Origin of the sequence: Lentzea sp. NBRC 102530 (assembly GCF_030269365.1) — a bacterium.
Classification (GTDB): Bacteria; Actinomycetota; Actinomycetes; order Mycobacteriales; family Pseudonocardiaceae; genus Lentzea.
In genome coordinates this window covers 93,420-108,392 of record NZ_BSTF01000009.1, presented here as the reverse complement: position 1 = coordinate 108,392, position 14,973 = coordinate 93,420, and the positions used below count along the sequence as shown (strand labels likewise).

Annotated in this window: 13 protein-coding genes; 5 read left to right on the top strand and 8 right to left on the bottom strand. The window is 70.0% G+C overall.

Going from position 1 to position 14,973, the window contains the following annotated elements:
* Positions 1-42: 42 nt before the first annotated feature.
* On the bottom strand, positions 43-3,141 hold the full coding sequence (locus QSK25_RS24270) for a S8 family peptidase (RefSeq protein ID WP_285641500.1): 3,099 nt from the start codon (positions 3,139-3,141) through the stop codon (positions 43-45).
* Positions 3,142-3,247: 106 nt separating this feature from the next.
* Between QSK25_RS24270 and QSK25_RS24265 the strand changes: the two genes are divergently transcribed.
* Positions 3,248-3,838, top strand: coding sequence for a TetR family transcriptional regulator (locus tag QSK25_RS24265; protein ID WP_285641499.1), 591 nt, complete (start codon positions 3,248-3,250; stop codon positions 3,836-3,838).
* On the opposite strand, the gene QSK25_RS24260 is transcribed toward QSK25_RS24265, so the two are convergent.
* Both QSK25_RS24260 and QSK25_RS24255 read right to left on the bottom strand, forming a co-directional pair.
* Positions 3,828-5,069 carry a cytochrome P450 gene (locus QSK25_RS24260; RefSeq protein ID WP_285641498.1) on the bottom strand — a complete coding sequence of 414 codons (1,242 nt, stop codon included), beginning with the start codon at positions 5,067-5,069 and terminating at the stop codon, positions 3,828-3,830. The genes QSK25_RS24265 and QSK25_RS24260 overlap by 11 nt on opposite strands.
* Before the next feature lie 151 nt (positions 5,070-5,220).
* Positions 5,221-5,637, bottom strand: coding sequence for a VOC family protein (locus QSK25_RS24255; RefSeq protein ID WP_285641497.1), 417 nt, complete (start codon positions 5,635-5,637; stop codon positions 5,221-5,223).
* 71 nt (positions 5,638-5,708) lie between these two features.
* On the opposite strand from QSK25_RS24255, the gene QSK25_RS24250 reads away from it, so the two are divergent.
* Positions 5,709-6,350: a GntR family transcriptional regulator gene (locus QSK25_RS24250; RefSeq protein ID WP_285641496.1), complete on the top strand. Its 642-nt coding sequence runs from the start codon at positions 5,709-5,711 to the stop codon at positions 6,348-6,350.
* A 172-nt stretch (positions 6,351-6,522) separates the two neighbouring features.
* Here the strand turns inward: QSK25_RS24250 and QSK25_RS24245 are convergent, their stop codons facing one another.
* The 4 genes from QSK25_RS24245 to QSK25_RS24230 all read right to left on the bottom strand — a co-directional run bounded on the left by QSK25_RS24245 (position 6,523) and on the right by QSK25_RS24230 (position 9,415).
* Positions 6,523-7,128, bottom strand: a complete 606-nt coding sequence (locus QSK25_RS24245; RefSeq protein WP_285641495.1) for a response regulator transcription factor — start codon at positions 7,126-7,128, stop codon at positions 6,523-6,525.
* Positions 7,125-8,186: a sensor histidine kinase gene (locus QSK25_RS24240; protein ID WP_285641494.1), complete on the bottom strand. Its 1,062-nt coding sequence runs from the start codon at positions 8,184-8,186 to the stop codon at positions 7,125-7,127. The genes QSK25_RS24245 and QSK25_RS24240 overlap by 4 nt, the downstream gene beginning before the upstream one ends.
* Positions 8,187-8,196: 10 nt before the next feature.
* Positions 8,197-8,940, bottom strand: coding sequence for a hypothetical protein (locus QSK25_RS24235; protein WP_285641493.1), 744 nt, complete (start codon positions 8,938-8,940; stop codon positions 8,197-8,199).
* A gap of 70 nt (positions 8,941-9,010) precedes the next feature.
* Positions 9,011-9,415: an ATP-binding protein gene (locus QSK25_RS24230; RefSeq protein WP_285641492.1), complete on the bottom strand. Its 405-nt coding sequence runs from the start codon at positions 9,413-9,415 to the stop codon at positions 9,011-9,013.
* A 92-nt stretch (positions 9,416-9,507) separates the two neighbouring features.
* Between QSK25_RS24230 and QSK25_RS24225 the strand changes: the two genes are divergently transcribed.
* The 3 genes from QSK25_RS24225 to QSK25_RS24215 all read left to right on the top strand — a co-directional run bounded on the left by QSK25_RS24225 (position 9,508) and on the right by QSK25_RS24215 (position 13,951).
* On the top strand, positions 9,508-10,803 hold the full coding sequence (locus tag QSK25_RS24225) for a hemolysin family protein (RefSeq protein ID WP_285641491.1): 1,296 nt from the start codon (positions 9,508-9,510) through the stop codon (positions 10,801-10,803).
* A 203-nt stretch (positions 10,804-11,006) separates the two neighbouring features.
* The gene (locus QSK25_RS24220) at positions 11,007-11,948 is read left to right on the top strand and encodes a sigma-70 family RNA polymerase sigma factor (protein ID WP_285641490.1); all 942 of its coding nucleotides are present in this window, start codon (positions 11,007-11,009) and stop codon (positions 11,946-11,948) included.
* 164 nt (positions 11,949-12,112) lie between these two features.
* Positions 12,113-13,951 (top strand): S8 family peptidase, encoded by a 1,839-nt coding sequence (locus tag QSK25_RS24215; protein ID WP_285641489.1) that lies wholly within the window; start codon positions 12,113-12,115, stop codon positions 13,949-13,951.
* Positions 13,952-14,109: 158 nt separating this feature from the next.
* Here the strand turns inward: QSK25_RS24215 and QSK25_RS24210 are convergent, their stop codons facing one another.
* Positions 14,110-14,937: a phosphotransferase gene (locus QSK25_RS24210; RefSeq protein WP_285641488.1), complete on the bottom strand. Its 828-nt coding sequence runs from the start codon at positions 14,935-14,937 to the stop codon at positions 14,110-14,112.
* Positions 14,938-14,973: the final 36 nt, after the last annotated feature.

Here is a 14,973-nt window from a genome sequence, read left to right as displayed (position 1 = left end):
GCTCCTCCGCCTCGTGGGCTCGGGAGCGCGCGGGCGCCTTGCTCAGCGGAGCAGGTACGCGCTGATGATCGTCTGCTCCACGGTCTGGCCGTGGCCGGACGCCCTGGCGCGCAGGGAGACCGACTTGGCGTCCTTCGGGTGGGCGAGCAGCACGCGGTTGCCGGTGATCTGCGTGCGCTTCCACGTCGTGCCGCCGTCGTAGGAGACCTCGACGGACGTCACGCGGACCGAGTCCACCTGGGACTGGGTGGACAGCGGCACGGCGAGCATCTGGCCGGCGCGGCCGTAGCCCTCGTCGTCCAGTTGCGGGGTGAAGCGGATGACGGACAGCGGCAGGGCGGTCTGCTTCGCCGTCGTGTCGCTGCGGAACGTCCACACGCCGGACACCGTCGAGCTCAAGGGTCCGGGGCGCGTCGCGGACGCTTCGAGGCGGTAGTTCGCGGCGCCCGGCTGGACGTCGGCCAGGCCCCAGCCAGGCTGGTCCGAGTCGAGGACCTTGGTGTCGTCGCGGTAGAGGACGGTCCTGGCCGCGGTGACGGGGGAGTAGCCCTCGTTGCCCGCGTTGTCGCCGTGGAGCGGGACGGTGATGCGGACGAAGTCACCCGTGCGGAACGAGTGCGGGATGTCGCGCGTCTCGGGCAGGGCCGGGCCGAACACCGCGCGGTTGAACGGTTCCACGTAGGAACGGCCCGGCTTGTAGTGGCGCAGCGGCGTGCTCAGCGAGCCGAGGTTGCCGGTCTCGTCGAACAGGTTGAAGCGGCGGGACCAGTCGCCGCCGTCGCCGCCGTAGTACTCGGTGCGCGGGCCGGGGACGAAGTTGTCCAGCGAGCCGTACGTCCAGTCGGCACGGCCCTCGGGCGACGAGGTGTGGCCGATGGAGGCGGTCTGGCCCGGCTTCAGCGCCGGCATGTCGACGCGGACGGACGCGAGGTCCTTGCGCGCTACCGTCCTGGTCAGGCCGGTCGGCGCGGAACCCTTGCTGTACCAGGCCAGTCCGTAGAAGTCGGAGCCCGCGGTCCAGAAGGTCGCGATCTTGCCGGTGACCTCCTTCGAATCGGGGCCGATGCTCGCCACGCCGAGGTGGTCGATGAAGCCGCCGACCGAGAAGTTGCCGATCGTGTAACTGGTTCCGTTGACGACGCGTTCGAAACCGGTCTGCAGCAACGACAGTTGCGCGGTCACCGGCAGGGTCACCTTGACCGGCTTGGCCTTGCGGGCGTCGAGTTCGATCGTCGTGGCGCCGGTGACGGTCAGGTTCGGGTAGTTGACGACGTCGTGTGTGTACGCGCCGGACGACGACATCACGCTGCCCGTCAGGATGTAGCGGCCCTTGGCCACGCGGGCGACGCCCGTGGCGGAGTTCGGCCACACGCGGGCGCCGGTGTCGACGTTGATCATGCTGGCGAACGTCGACGTCGTGGTGGCGCCGGTCCGTTCGACGCCGACGACCTCGACGTCGTAGCTCTCGACCTCGAGGTCCGCGACGACGGCGGTGCGCAGGCCGCTCGCGACGACCGCGCCGCCGAACACGCCACCCGCGGGCTGCTTCGCGATGTCCGCGGTGACGGTGGCCTTCGCCGTGCCGCCGGCCGGAACCGTGAGCTGTGCGGGCGAGACGCTGAACAACGAGCCGTTCGTGTCCGCCGACAGGTCGAGCGTCACGGCCTCGGAGCCCGCGTTGGAATAGGTGATCTCGCGGGTCAGCGCGGCCTCACCGGTGTGCGGCCACTGGTGCGCGCCGAAGTCGACGCTGGTCGGGGACGAGGTGACGTTCTGCTTGATCAGTTTCGCCACGTCCACCCGGCCGGTGCCCTGCTCGAACGGCGTGGGCCCGGACGTCGGCGTCGCCGTGCCGGTGAGCTTGGCCTTGAGTTCCGCGCCGGTGAGGCCGGGGTGCTGCTGGCTCAGCAGCGCCGCGGCGCCCGCGACGTGCGGGGTCGCCATCGACGTGCCGTCGAGGCCGGTGTAGCCGTCGACGACGGGCGAGCCGATCCTGCCCGCGGCGTGCAGCGCGGCGACGATGCCGACGCCGGGGGCGGTCAGGTCGGGCTTGAGCGTCCTGGACTGCGACGGGCCGCGCGCCGAGAACTCCGCGATCCTGTCGTCGCGGTCGACGGCGCCGACGGTCAGCGCGGAGACGGCGCTGCCGGGCGAGCCGATCGTGCGGGCGGCCGGGCCGAGGTTGCCCGCCGCCACGACGAACAGCGCGCCCTTCTCGGCGGTGAGGCGGTTGACGGCCTCTTCGAGGGGGTCGACCTCGGGGGTGTCGTAGCCGCCGAGGCTCATGTTGATGATCTGGGCACCCTGCTCGACCGCCCACTCCATGCCGGCGATGATCCCGCTGTCGTTGCCGGAACCGTTGTCCCCCAGCACCTTCACGTCGAGGATCTGCGCGTCGGGCGCGACGCCGTGGTACTTGCCGCCGCTCTTCGCGCCGGTGCCCGCGACGATCGACGCCACGTGCGTGCCGTGGCCGTAGCGGTCGACGTTGTCCGCGGAGGACGAGAAGTTGCGCTCGCCGATCTCGCGGTCGGCGAGGTCCGGGTGGGTGTTGTCGACGCCGGTGTCGAGCACGGCGACCTTGACGCCCTTGCCCGTCAGGCCCGCGGTGTACGCGGCGGGCGCGTTGATCTGCGCGACGCTGCGGTCGAGGTTCGCCCGGCGCTTCGCGTCGAGCCAGATCTTCTCCGCACCCGAGGCCGTCAGCGACTGGCCGCCCGCGAGCGGGGTCTTGACGGCGTCGAACGCCACGCCGTTGATGCTGCGCAACTGGAGGCCGGGCTGCGCCTGCGCGGTCAGGGTGCCGCGCGGGTAGGTCACGATGACCGGGAGGGCACCGTCGTAAGTGGCCAGTTCGGTGACGTCGAAGAGGCGTTCGTCGAGGCGGCCGTCCGCGATCATCGGGATGGCGTCGTGCGGCACCACGTACTCGTGCCCGCCCACCCGGTAGGAGGAGAACAGGACGCGTTCACGGCCTGGTGCCGGTTTGATCGCTCTTTGTCCGGTCAGGACTTGATCACCGGTGATCAACGTGACCGCGCGGGTGGGCGCGGGCGACGTTTCCGCAGGTGGGGGTGAGGCGTGGGCGTGGCCCGCGGTCAGCAGGGCCCCGGCCAGTACGACGACTCCGAGTGGGCGCACCCGGTCCTCCGTGATGTCTGTGGGAGCGGTCTCACGGACCGTAGTGAGGCGCTCACATCCCAGACAAGGTCTACACCAATTTCCGGTACGCTTTACTCTTTTTGCCGTGACGGGCCTGCGTGAACGCAAGAAGGCGGCGACCAGGGAAGCCCTGGGCGACGCCGCCTGGAGTCTGTGCGTGGAGCACGGCTTCGACCGGGTGACGGTGGATCAGATCGCGCGGGCGGCCGGTGTCTCGTTGCGGACGTTCTTCAACTACTTCTCCTCCAAGGAGGAAGCGGTCGTCGCCGGTGACACGGCCACCGCGCTCGCGTTCGTGGAGGAGTTCGCCGCGCGCCCGGCCGACGAACCGGTGCTGGTGGCGTTGCGCGAGGCCGTGAACTCGATCTATCCGCGCCACGTCGACCTCGAACGGCTCCGCCAGCTGCGCGAACTGCGCAGGCACCCCGCGCTGCTGCCGCACGTGTTCGCCGCCTACTCCGCCCGCGAACAGGCGCTGGCGGCGGCCATCGCGGTGCGCTGCGGCGTGGACCCCCTGGTGGATCCGTATCCGGCGGTGACGGCCTCGACGATCCTCGCGTCGATGCGCGCGGTCGTGCAGTGGTGGCTCGACACGCCCCAGGCCGCCGAGCGCTTCCCGGCGGCCGAGCTGGTCGGCCGGATGATCGACCAGCTCGGCGCCGGGTTCACCAGGTGACCGGGAGCGAGTGCACGCCGTAGATCGACATGTCGGTCCGCAGCGGCACCTCGTCGGCGGGCACGGCGAGCTTCAACGCGGGCAGGCGCTTGAGCAGCTCCGTGAAGCCGACCACCATCTCGACCCGCGCGAGCTGCTGTCCGAGGCACTGGTGGATGCCGTGCCCGAACGCCACGTGGTGCCCGCGCGGCCGGTCGACCAGCAACGCGTGCGGGTCGTCGTACTGGCTGTCGTCCCGGTTGACCGCGGGCACCGACACGACGACGGTGTCCCCGGCCCTGATGGTGACGCCGCCGATCACGACGTCCTCCTTGGCGTGCCGCGAGACGCCGGAGCTGATGATCGACAGGTAGCGCAGCAACTCCTCGACCGCGTTGTCGACCAGCTCGGGGTTGTCGCGCAGCTTCGCCCACTGGTCGGGGTGCTCCAGCAACGCGAACGTGCCGAGCGCCAGCATGTTCGCCGTCGTCTCGTGCCCGGCGATCAGCAGCAGGTTCGCGATGCCCGTCAGCTCGTCGTCGGTGAGGTCGGTGTCCTTCACGAGCCCGGACAGCAGGTCGTCTCCGGGATTGGCCCGCTTGCCTAGCACCAGGCCCTTCATGAAGACGCGCATCTCGGTGGTGTTCCTGATCTGCTCGTCCACCGTCGTGTTGAGACTGAGCAGCTTGGCCGTGCGCTTCTGGAACTCGTCGCGGTCGCCGTAGTCGACCCCCAGCAGCTCGCAGATCACCAGCGACGGCACCGGCAACGCGAAGTCGTGCACCAGGTCCGCCGGCGCGCCCTTCTCGATCATCGCGTCGAGCTGCGCGGTGACGATCTCGTGGATGCGCGGCGTGAGGTCTCGCATCCTGCGCACGGTGAACTGCCCGGTGAGCAGCCGCCGGAAGCGGGTGTGCTCCGGCGCGTCCATGAAGATGAACGACCCGGCCCGTCGCTCCGGCGGGAACAACTCGGCGTGCAACTCCGGCGAGAGCATCGCCTTGGCGCGCGGGCTGTTGATCCGGTCCGAGCTCATCTGCGGCGCCGCCAGCACCGCCCGCGCCTCGTCGTGCCCGGTGACGAGCCAGACGTCGTCGCCGTTGTGCTCGATCCGGTGGATCCGCCCGCGCTCGCTCAACTCGGTCAGCCCGCGGCTCGGGTCGAACGGGCAGCCGCCCCGGTTGACGAGTTCCTCGGGCAGCTGCGGGCGGAAGAGCTCCTGCGCTTTGCGCTGCCGCTCGGCCGTGGTCATGGGATTCCCCTTGTCTGACCCGGCGTGACCGGGTCGTGGCTCGGCGTCACCTCCAAGTTACCGAAACTTGCGCAACGTGCAAGAATTTTGCCTGTCCTTTAAGCGCAAACGGGCGGCACCCGGCTGGAGGTGCCGCCCGTTCGGTGGTCCTTCAGACCGCGAAGACCTGCGCGTCGTCCGCGAACGCCTTGAACTCCAGGGCGTTGCCGGCCGGGTCGAGCAGGAACATCGTCCACTGTTCGCCGGGCTCGCCCTTGAAGCGCACGTACGGCTCGATGACGAACTTCGTGTCCGCGGCGCGGAGCTTGCCGGCGAGCTCCTGGAACGCGTCGACCGTGAGCACGAGGCCGAAGTGGGGGACCGGCACGTCGTGACCGTCGACCGGGTTGCTGACCCGCTCGGTCCTCGGCGCCAGGTGCGTGACGAACTGATGGCCGTGCAGGTTCCAGTCGATCCACGTGTCGGAGCTGCGGCCCTGTTCGAGGCCCAGCGTGCCGCCGTAGAAGGCGCGCGCGGCGGCGAGGTCGTCGACGGGCATGGCGAGGTGGAAGCGTGGGACGTTAGGCATGTAGGAATGTTAACATTGCGACAAGTGACCAAAACAAGCATGCATGAATGTCGTCTTGTTAACATCACTACATGGCATTGGGTCCGGCGCGACGACGGGGTCTGGGTACCGAGGTCGCGGACGTGATCCGCGAGGCGATCTTCGAGGGCGCCTACCCGCCGGGCACCGCGCTGCGCGAGGTGGAGCTGGCCGAGGTGCTCGAAGTGAGCCGCGGGCCCGTGCGGGACGCGCTGAAGGAGCTCGAACGCGAGGGGCTCGTGCGCACCGAGTGGCACAAGGGCTCGACGGTGGCCGTGCTGTCGGCGAAGGACGTGGCCGAACTGGACAGCCTGCGGGGCGCCCTGGAGGTGCTCGCGGTCGAACGGGTCGTGGCCGTCGACGCGTCGCTGGACGAGATCGCGCTGGCCGCCGAGAAGATGGAACGCGCGGACACGCCGCACGAGATGGTGCGGTGTGACATCGCGTTCCACGACGCCGTGTACGCCGCCGCCGACCACGCGCGGCTCGCGCAGGCCTGGGACGCCATCCGGTCACAGGTGCACCTGTTCCTGCTCACCCGCGTGGCGCTCAGCTCCGACGGGTACCTCCAGCAGATCCGCGACGAGCACCGCGACCTGGTGGCGGCGTTGCGGCTCGGCAACGTGGAGGGCGCCCTGAAGCTCTTCGCCGAACACCGCAAGCACGCCTTCGACGTGCTCACCGCGAACAACTGAGCACCAGGTCGGAAGTCCTGTCCGCGGCAGCACCACCGTCGCGAGCCCGCCTTGCGTTGCCGAACTGCACGCGGGGCGCTTTCGTGCGGTCACAGCGAACGAAAGCGCCCCGCGTGCAGCAGAAAACGTGAACTGGGGTCGCGACGGGCGGACGAGATTTCCGGCCACCTGCTCAGAGCCAGCCGTGCTCCTGCGCCACCGCGAACGCCTCCGACCGGTGCGCCACCCCGAGCTTCGCCACCGCCGCCGACAGGTGGTTGCGCACGGTCCCCGGCGACAGCGACGTCCGGGACGCGATCTCTGCCACCGGCGTGCCGAACTCGCTGAGCCGCAACACCTCCAGCTCCCGCTGCGTCAGCGGGCACGGCGGTGCGGCGAGGGCGTCGGCGGCCAGGGCCGGGTCCACCCAGCGGCCACCGGCGTGGACCCGGCGGATCACGTCGGCGAGCGTGCCGCCCGGCGAGCCCTTGGGCAGGAAGCCCCTGGCACCCGCGTGCAGGGCCTGTTGCAGGTGGGGCGGGCGGCCGCGGCCGGTCAGGATCACCACGGCGCACGCCGGCAGCACGCGCGCCAGTTCCTCGGTGACCTCCAGGCCGTCGAGCGAGGGCATCTGCAGGTCCACCACGGCCACGTCGGGGCGGTGGGCGCGGGCCGCCTCCACGGCGGCGCGGCCGTCGCCGGCGCGCGCCACCACCTCCAGGTCCGGTTCGAGGTCCAGGAGGGCCGCGAGGGCGTCGCGGATCAGCTCCTCGTCGTCGGCCAGCAGCACTCTGATCACGTGGGCACCACTGCCTGCAAAGTGAACACGTCCCCCGACTTCTCCACCGTCACCTGACCGCCGACGCCCGCGAGCCGGTCCCGCACACCGCGGATGCCGTTGCCCTCGGCGAAGTCCTTCTCGGCGCCGTCGTTCGTCACGGTCATCCGCACCTCCGGACCGGCCGCGGCGACGTCGATCATGCACCACGTCGCGTGGCTGTGGCGCAGCACGTTGGTGCAGGCCTCGCGCAACGCCAGCGCGAGCTGGGTGGCGCGTTCGCCCTCGACCTCCACCGACGTGACCGTGCACCGGATCCCGGCTTCCCGCAGGACGTTCCGCACGGCCTCGAGCTGGTCGGCCAGGTCCACGGCGCGATAGCCGTGCACGGCGTCACGCACCTCTTCCAACGCCGACGATGCCAGCCGCTGCGCCTCGAACGCCTCCGCGGAGGAGCGTTCGGGGTCCGAAGGGGCCAGCCGCCCGGCCAGCTCCGCCTTCAGGGCGATCACGGTCAGCCGGTGCCCGAGCAGGTCGTGGACATCGCGGGCGAACCGCAGCCGTTCCTCGCTCACCGCCAGCTCGGCCAACGCGTCGCGTCCCGCCCGCGCCTGGCCGAGGAGCCCGGCGAACCACATCGGCAGCCCGGCCATCGCGATGATCGTCGCGCCGACCGACGCCGCGATCATCTGGTACGTCGTGTGGTCGCGGGTCACGAAGAACCCGACCAGGCCCGACAGCACCACACCGCCGATGGCCGCGAGCCACCGCCACGGACCGGTGAGCAGCAACGGGGCGAAGCCCGCCGCCGCGCCACCGATCCACGCCCACGTCGACAGCTCGTCCGGTCCGACGGGCGCCACCAGCGGGATCGACAGGGCCACCGCGGCCACCAGCGCCCACAGCGGCCCGCCCCGCAACGTCACCGCGAACGCCACGGCCACCACCAGCAGGCCCAGCACCCCGAGCCACCGCAGCGCGGACGGCTCGCGCAACACCGACACCAGCGGCACGACCAGCGAACTCACCCAGAGCAGGTGCAGGGCGCCGCGCAGCGCGGTGTGCGGAAGGTCGTTCATCGCCATCAGCCTAGAACCACACCATCAGGATCGTGACCGCGATGACCAGGTCGAACACGCCGCAGCCCTCCGCCCACCAGCGCGGCACGACGGCGTCGCGCACGTGGTGCACCAGATCCCACACCGCGTGTGCGGCCCATCCGAGCGCGATCAGCAGCACGCCGAAGTACGGCGACACCACCAGCACCGCCGCGCCCAGCAGCACGTAGAGCCCGAACACCACGAGCTGGACCGCAGGTGCCCTCCGCGCCCAGAACAGGTAGGCCACCTGGCACAGCAGCAGCGTCCACACCGGGGGCACCACGGGCGCGGCCCAGAAGTCGATCGTGACCGCCAGCGCGAGCACCGACGGCCACCGGTCGCCGAGGAACCGCAGCACCGGGTTCGTGCTCGGCTCGGTGTGCGCGTGCGGGTACCTGACCAGCACGAACGCCATCGTGGGCAGCATCAGCACGTGTCCGCCCAGCTCCACGACATCGGCCGAGACGAGGCCGGCCCAGTACGGCACCAGCAGCACGACGTACGGCACGACCATCGCGGCGCACATCTCGACGATCCGGCCGTGCCCGCGGTAGCGCATCCACAACGCCATCGGCACGGACATCGACGTCGCCATCCACAGGGCTGCCAGTTCGACGCCCTCCGGCGTCCACAGGGGCCCGAGCAGGGCCATCCCCACGAGCATCGCCACGAGCATCTCGGCGCCGTGGCGCACGACCGGCGACCGCAGCGCCGGCATCACGGAAGTTGTCATGCATCGAGAGTCGGACGACCCCGGTGCAACACCCATCCGCGCGGTGTCATGAGTTGTCTGGGCGAAACGCTCAGACGGGCTGTGCGTCGATCTCGGCCCAGATCGTCTTCCCGCCGGTGAACTCGCGGGTGCCCCAGCACCGGGAGAGCTTGGCGATCAGCGTCAGGCCACGTCCGCGGGAGTCACCGAGCCGTGACTTCCCCAACTGCGGCAGGTCGGCCGGTGTGTGGTCGTCGACCTCCACCCGGACGAAATCGGTGTGTCGCTGCACTCGCACGGCACGCGGTCCCTCCGCGTGTTCGTACGCGTTGCTGGCGAGTTCGGTGCACACGAGGAGGACGTCAAGCCGAACGTCCTCCGACAGATCCCTCAGCAGGGTCCCGATCCACACGCGCATCGCGGCGAGATCGGGCTCGTCCTCCGGCAGGGTGTGCACGGTCCTCGCTGAAGTGCTCAGCACTTCGGGGGTGTCCATCTCCATCCCACCTCGTTCGGGCCCTGGCCTTCCTGGCTGCTCAAGATGGCCGTCAGGGTGCGAAATACCACCGTGCGTGCTAACCCAAACGCGTGGATGGTTATGGCTTCAACCTCGCCTTGGTCGCGGTACTGGTGTTGCTCAACGCGGCGTTCGCCGGCAGCGAGATGGCGTTCGTGTCCCTGCGCGAAGGTCAGCTCAGGTCGCTGGAACGCGAAGGACACCGCAGGCTGGTCCGGCTCGCCCGTGATCCGAACAGGTACTTCGCGACGATCCAGATCGGCATCACGCTGTCCGGGTTCCTCGCGTCGGCGACCGCGGCGGTGTCGCTCGCGGCCCCGATCGTGCCCCTGCTGAGCTTCCTCGGAGGCGCCGCGAACGGCGTCGCGATCGCCCTCGTGACGGTGGTCCTGACGTTCGTGACGCTCGTCTTCGGCGAACTCGCGCCCAAACGCCTCGCGATGCAGTACGCGGTGCGGTGGGCCAAGATCGTCGCCAGCACGCTCGACTTCCTCTCGACGATCTCCCGCCCAGCCGTGTGGCTCCTCTCGAAGTCGACCGACGTCGTGGTGCGCGTGTTCGGCGGCGACCCGAACGCCGACGACGAGCAGATGTCACCGGAGGAACTGCGTGATCTCGTTGAGGTGCAACAACATCTGAACCAGGAACAACGCACGATCATGACCGGCGCGCTGGAGATCCACGAACGCCGGCTGCGCGAGGTCCTCGTGCCGCGCAGGCAGGTGACGATCATCGAAGCAGGTTTGGGCACCGCCGCCGCGCGGGAAGTCCTTGCGAAGTCCGGACATTCACGGGCGCCGGTGACCAGGGACGGTCACCTGGACGACGTGCTGGGCGTGGTGCACCTGCGTGACCTGCTCGACGACGACGCGGTGCTCACCGAGGTGGCCCGCCCGCCGATGGTGCTGCCGGACTCGGTGCGCGTCACGGACGCGTTGCGGCGCATGAAGGCCGAGCACGAGCAGCTTGCGCTGGTGGTGGACGAACACGGTGCGGTGGACGGCATCGTGACGCTCGAGGACCTGCTGGAGGAGATCGTCGGTGAGATCTACGACGAGACCGACTCCGACGTCGTCGCGGTCAAGGCCGAAGCCGACGGCTCGATCGAGCTGCCCGGCACGTTCCCGGTCCACGACCTGGTCGACGTCGGCGTCGAGCTCAGGGACGCCCCTCAAGGCCAGTACGCCACGATCGCCGGGCTGGTGCTGCTGATCCTCGGCCGCATCCCGGAAGAACCCGGTGACGTCGTGGAGGTCTCGGACTGGAAGATCGAGGTCCGCGCGGTCGAACACCACGCCATCACGTTGGTGAGGCTCAAGCGAACGCGGACGGGTGAGGCTGATGTCACAGCCGAAACCGCGGAATGAAGTGGACCTCTGAACCGTTACACCAGTGCAGCGGTGTATAGGGCCGCTGCTCCGCAGGCGGCGGCGAGTTCTCCTGGGAGCCGATCATCCGGCTCCCGCTTCGCGCCGAACCGCCTGCGGCGGTTGCCCCGAAGGGGCAACCGGATGATCGGCGCGAACTCGCGCCGGCTGTCACTCCTGCCAACGGACAAGGGGGATTTGTCATGCCCGCAGATCTGAAGAACCGCGCGTCCGGACAGCAGGACGGGGACTCGGTCGGCCAGTACCTGCGCGACGTGGGCCGCACCCCGCTGCTCACCGCCGCGGAAGAGGTCGACCTGTCGCGCCGCATCGAGGTGGGTGTCTACGCGGCACACCTCCTGCAGACCGGTGAGATCGGCACGCGCGAGCCGCGCCTGCTGCGCCGGATCGTCGCCGAGGGCGAGCGCGCCAAGGACCACATGATCCGCGCGAACCTGCGCCTGGTCGTGTCGGTCGCGAAGAAGCACTCGTTCCGCGGCCTGCCGTTCGGCGACGTGGTGCAGGAGGGGAACCTCGGCCTGATCCGCGCGGTCGAGAAGTTCGACTACGCCAAGGGCTACAAGTTCTCGACCTACGCCATGTGGTGGATCCGCCAGGCGATCGAACGCGGCCTGGCCGAGCAGACCCGGACGGTCCGCCTGCCGGTGCACGTGGTCGAAGAGGTCAACAAGCTGAAGAAGATCGGGCAGAAGTTGTCGGCGGCTCTCGGGCGTGACGCGACGGTCGAGGAGATCGCCGCCGAGGCCAAGTGTTCGCCGCAGCGCGTGCAGGACCTGCGCGACGCCGCCCGCACGTGCGTCTCGCTGGAGACGCCGGTCGGCGACGAGGGCGACTCGGTCCTGGGCGACCTGATCCAGGACACCGACGGCGTGTCGGCGCCCGATCTGCTGGAGCAGCAGGAGTTCACCGAGGGCGTCAGGTCCCTGTTGGACGTCCTGCCCGAACGGCAGGGCCGCATCATGCGCCTGCGCTACGGCCTGGAGGACGGGCGTGCCCGCACCCTGCAGGAGGTCGCGGAGGAGCTCGGTCTCACCCGCGAGCGGATCCGCCAGCTCGAGAAGCAGTCCCTCGCCCAGCTCAAGCAGTCGGGCGACCGGGACGATCTTTTCGCGCTCGCCGGCTGACAACCGTACGAAAGTCGCTTGTCCTGCTCCTTGTCGCAACTAAAGACTCATCACGTCCGATAACGGACTAACGCTGTTTCGCAACCGCGTGTGACCGCAACGCAGTAGGGCCGTCGAGGGCCGGCCCGCGGTCGCACGCGGTTCCCTGCGATAGAGGAGCAGTGATGAGACAACGCACCCTGCGCACGCTCGGGGTGGCGGCGGTCGCCGTCGCCAGCACCGTGCTCGCGCTTCCCCAGGCTGTGGCCGCACAGCCCGAGGGCCCGATCGTTGCCGAGAGCGCGCCCAACGCGGTTCCCGACAACTACATCGTGGTGCTGAAGAACGACCTGACCCAGTCCCAGGTCGCCGGTCGTGCCGGTGACCTCGCGACCAAGTACGGCGCGAAGCTCGGCTTCACGTACAAGGCCGCGTTCAAGGGCTTCTCGGCCACGTTGTCGAAGCAGCAGGCCAAGCGCCTCGCCGCCGACCCGGCCGTGGCCTACGTGGAGCAGGACCGGACCGTGCAGGTCCTGGGTGAGCAGCTCAACCCGCCGTCGTGGGGTCTCGACCGCGTCGACCAGGCGGACCTGCCGCTCGACCAGAAGTACAGCTACGGCCCGGACGCCGCGAACGTGACGGCGTACGTGATCGACACCGGCATCAACTACTTGCACAACGACTTCGACCCCTCCCCGACCAACCCCCTCCTCAACCGCGCGACGTTCGGGTTCGACGCGTTCAACGACGGCCAGCAGGGCAAGGACTGCCAGGGCCACGGCACGCACGTCGCCGGCACCATCGGCGGCTCGTCGTACGGCGTGGCGAAGAAGATCAAGCTCAAGGCCGTCCGCGTGCTCAACTGCCAGGGCGGCGGCTCCGTCGCCACCGAGGCGGCGGGCGTCGACTGGGTCACCGCGAACGCCGTCCTGCCGGCCGTCGCGAACATGAGCCTCTACACCGGCACCGCGAACGAGCCGAGCCGCGTGCTCGACGACGCCGTCCGCGCGTCGATCCGCACCGGCGTCACGTACGTCGTCGCGGCGGGCAACTTCAACGACGACAGCTGCAAGTACTCGCCGCAGCGCGTCACCGAGACGATCAACGTCATGGCGACGGGCCGCACCGACGCCCGCGCGTCGTTCTCGTCCTACGGCACCTGCAGCGACCTGTTCGCACCCGGTGAGAACATCGTCTCCGCGTCGTACAGCAACAACACCGGCACGGCCACGATGAGCGGCACGTCCATGGCGTCCCCGCACGTCGCGGGCGCGGCGGCGCTGTACCTCGCCGCGAACCCGGCGAAGACCCCGGCCGAGGTGCACGCGGCGATCCTCGCCCAGGCCACCCCGAACAAGGTCACCAACCCCGGTGCCAACTCGGCGAACCTGTTGCTGCGCACCAACGCCGGCGGCGTTCCGGGTGTCTCGGTCACCAACCCGGGCAACCAGACGACGGCCCTGAACGGCACGGCGAACCTGACGCTGTCGGCGTCCGGCGGCACCGCGCCGTACACGTGGTCGGCTACCGGTCTGCCGACCGGCCTGGCGATCAACTCCTCGACCGGCGTCATCTCCGGCACGGCGACCGTCGCGGGCACGTACACCGTGACGGCCACCGCCACCGCGTCCGCCGGTGGTTCGGGCAGCACGTCGTTCACGTGGACGGTCGGCTCCTCGACCTGCGCCCCGCAGACCAACGGCACCGACGTCGCGATCCGCGACAACGCGACCGTGACGTCCACGGTGGTGTTCAGCGGCTGCACCGGCACCGCGTCGGCGAGCAGCACGGTCGAGGTGCACATCAAGCACACCTACAAGGGCGACCTCGTGGTGGACCTGGTGGCGCCGGACGGTTCCGCCTACAACCTGCACAACCGCTCGGGCGGCAGCGCCGACAACATCGACCAGACCTACACGGTCAACCTGTCGTCGGAGACCCGCAACGGCACCTGGACCCTCCGGGTCCGTGACGCGGCCACGGCCGACGTCGGCACCATCGACACCTGGACCCTGTCGCTCTAAAGGGCTTCCCGGAAGTCCTGTCCGACCCGATGCCCAAGCCCGAACCCCATAGTTGAGTGAGTCAGACTCAACTATGGGAGTGCACGCGCAGCGCGTGCGGGGGAGCGTTCGCGGGGACCAGGAGCGAGCGGCTGGCGACAGGGCTTCTGGCCGGACGCCTAGAGGGCTTCCAGTGTCGTGGTGAGGTAGTGCAACGAGAGCTCCGCGTCCCGCGACCGTTCGTGCGGGGCGCGGAGCTTCTCGCTGAACTGGGCGATGTCGTCGAGTCTCCAGCGCAAGGCGTAGAACGAGCTCTGGCCGCCCGCGAGCCACAGGTCGCGTTCCGGCGGGGCGAGGCCGACCGTGTCCCAGTCGACCAGCACGAGGCCGTCCGGGGTGCTGATCACGTTGCCCGCGTGCGGTTCGCCGTGGGTGAGCACGCGTGCGTCCGGCAGTGCGGTGGCGAGCCGGTCCAGTTCGGTCAGCGCGGCCCTGATCCTGCCGGCGTGCGCGACGAAGACTTCCCTTGCCGCAGCGGAGAACCACTCGCCGGGGTCGTCGAGCAACGCCGCCAGCGCGGCCCGTCCCGGCAGGTCGAGGGCGGCGACCGGGGTGTGCGGTGGTGGCTCGGTGGCGTGCAGGGCGGCCAGCAGCTCGTCGATCCCGTCCGGGAGAGGATCGCCGAACGTTCCGGCTTCTCCTCGCACGAAAGGGAAAACGCTCAACGCGTACCGGTCGTTGAGCAGCACCACCGCGGAACCGTCGCCGGCGCGCAGCGGTGCCACGACGAACGGCAGGTGGCGCAGACTCGCGGCCGTCTCCATCGCCTGCCGCAGACCGGCCAGGGACTTGGTCGTCAGATCGGCGACGGACGTGAAGTGGTCGCCCACCGTCCAGTGGTGGTCGCCGAAGCCGAGCGGGGCGTGCACGGGCGTGCCGGTGACGCCGAACCGCGCGAGCCCGGCGCGCAGTTCCTCGTCGGCCAGTCCGGCGGGAACGTCCTCCACGGCCGACGAAGCTACCGGCCCGGATGGCACGATGTC

What these genes read in the sequence shown, in the direction of transcription:
- QSK25_RS24260 (WP_285641498.1), bottom strand. Translation starts at nt 5,069, where the DNA reads ATGACCACGGCCGAGCGGCAGCGCAAAGCGCAGGAGCTCTTCCGCCCG.
- QSK25_RS24255 (WP_285641497.1), bottom strand. Translation starts at nt 5,637, where the DNA reads ATGCCTAACGTCCCACGCTTCCACCTCGCCATGCCCGTCGACGACCTC.
- QSK25_RS24250 (WP_285641496.1), top strand. Translation starts at nt 5,709, where the DNA reads ATGGCATTGGGTCCGGCGCGACGACGGGGTCTGGGTACCGAGGTCGCG.
- QSK25_RS24240 (WP_285641494.1), bottom strand. Translation starts at nt 8,186, where the DNA reads ATGAACGACCTTCCGCACACCGCGCTGCGCGGCGCCCTGCACCTGCTC.
- QSK25_RS24235 (WP_285641493.1), bottom strand. Translation starts at nt 8,940, where the DNA reads ATGACAACTTCCGTGATGCCGGCGCTGCGGTCGCCGGTCGTGCGCCAC.
- QSK25_RS24230 (WP_285641492.1), bottom strand. Translation starts at nt 9,415, where the DNA reads ATGGACACCCCCGAAGTGCTGAGCACTTCAGCGAGGACCGTGCACACC.
- QSK25_RS24220 (WP_285641490.1), top strand. Translation starts at nt 11,007, where the DNA reads ATGCCCGCAGATCTGAAGAACCGCGCGTCCGGACAGCAGGACGGGGAC.
- QSK25_RS24215 (WP_285641489.1), top strand. Translation starts at nt 12,113, where the DNA reads ATGAGACAACGCACCCTGCGCACGCTCGGGGTGGCGGCGGTCGCCGTC.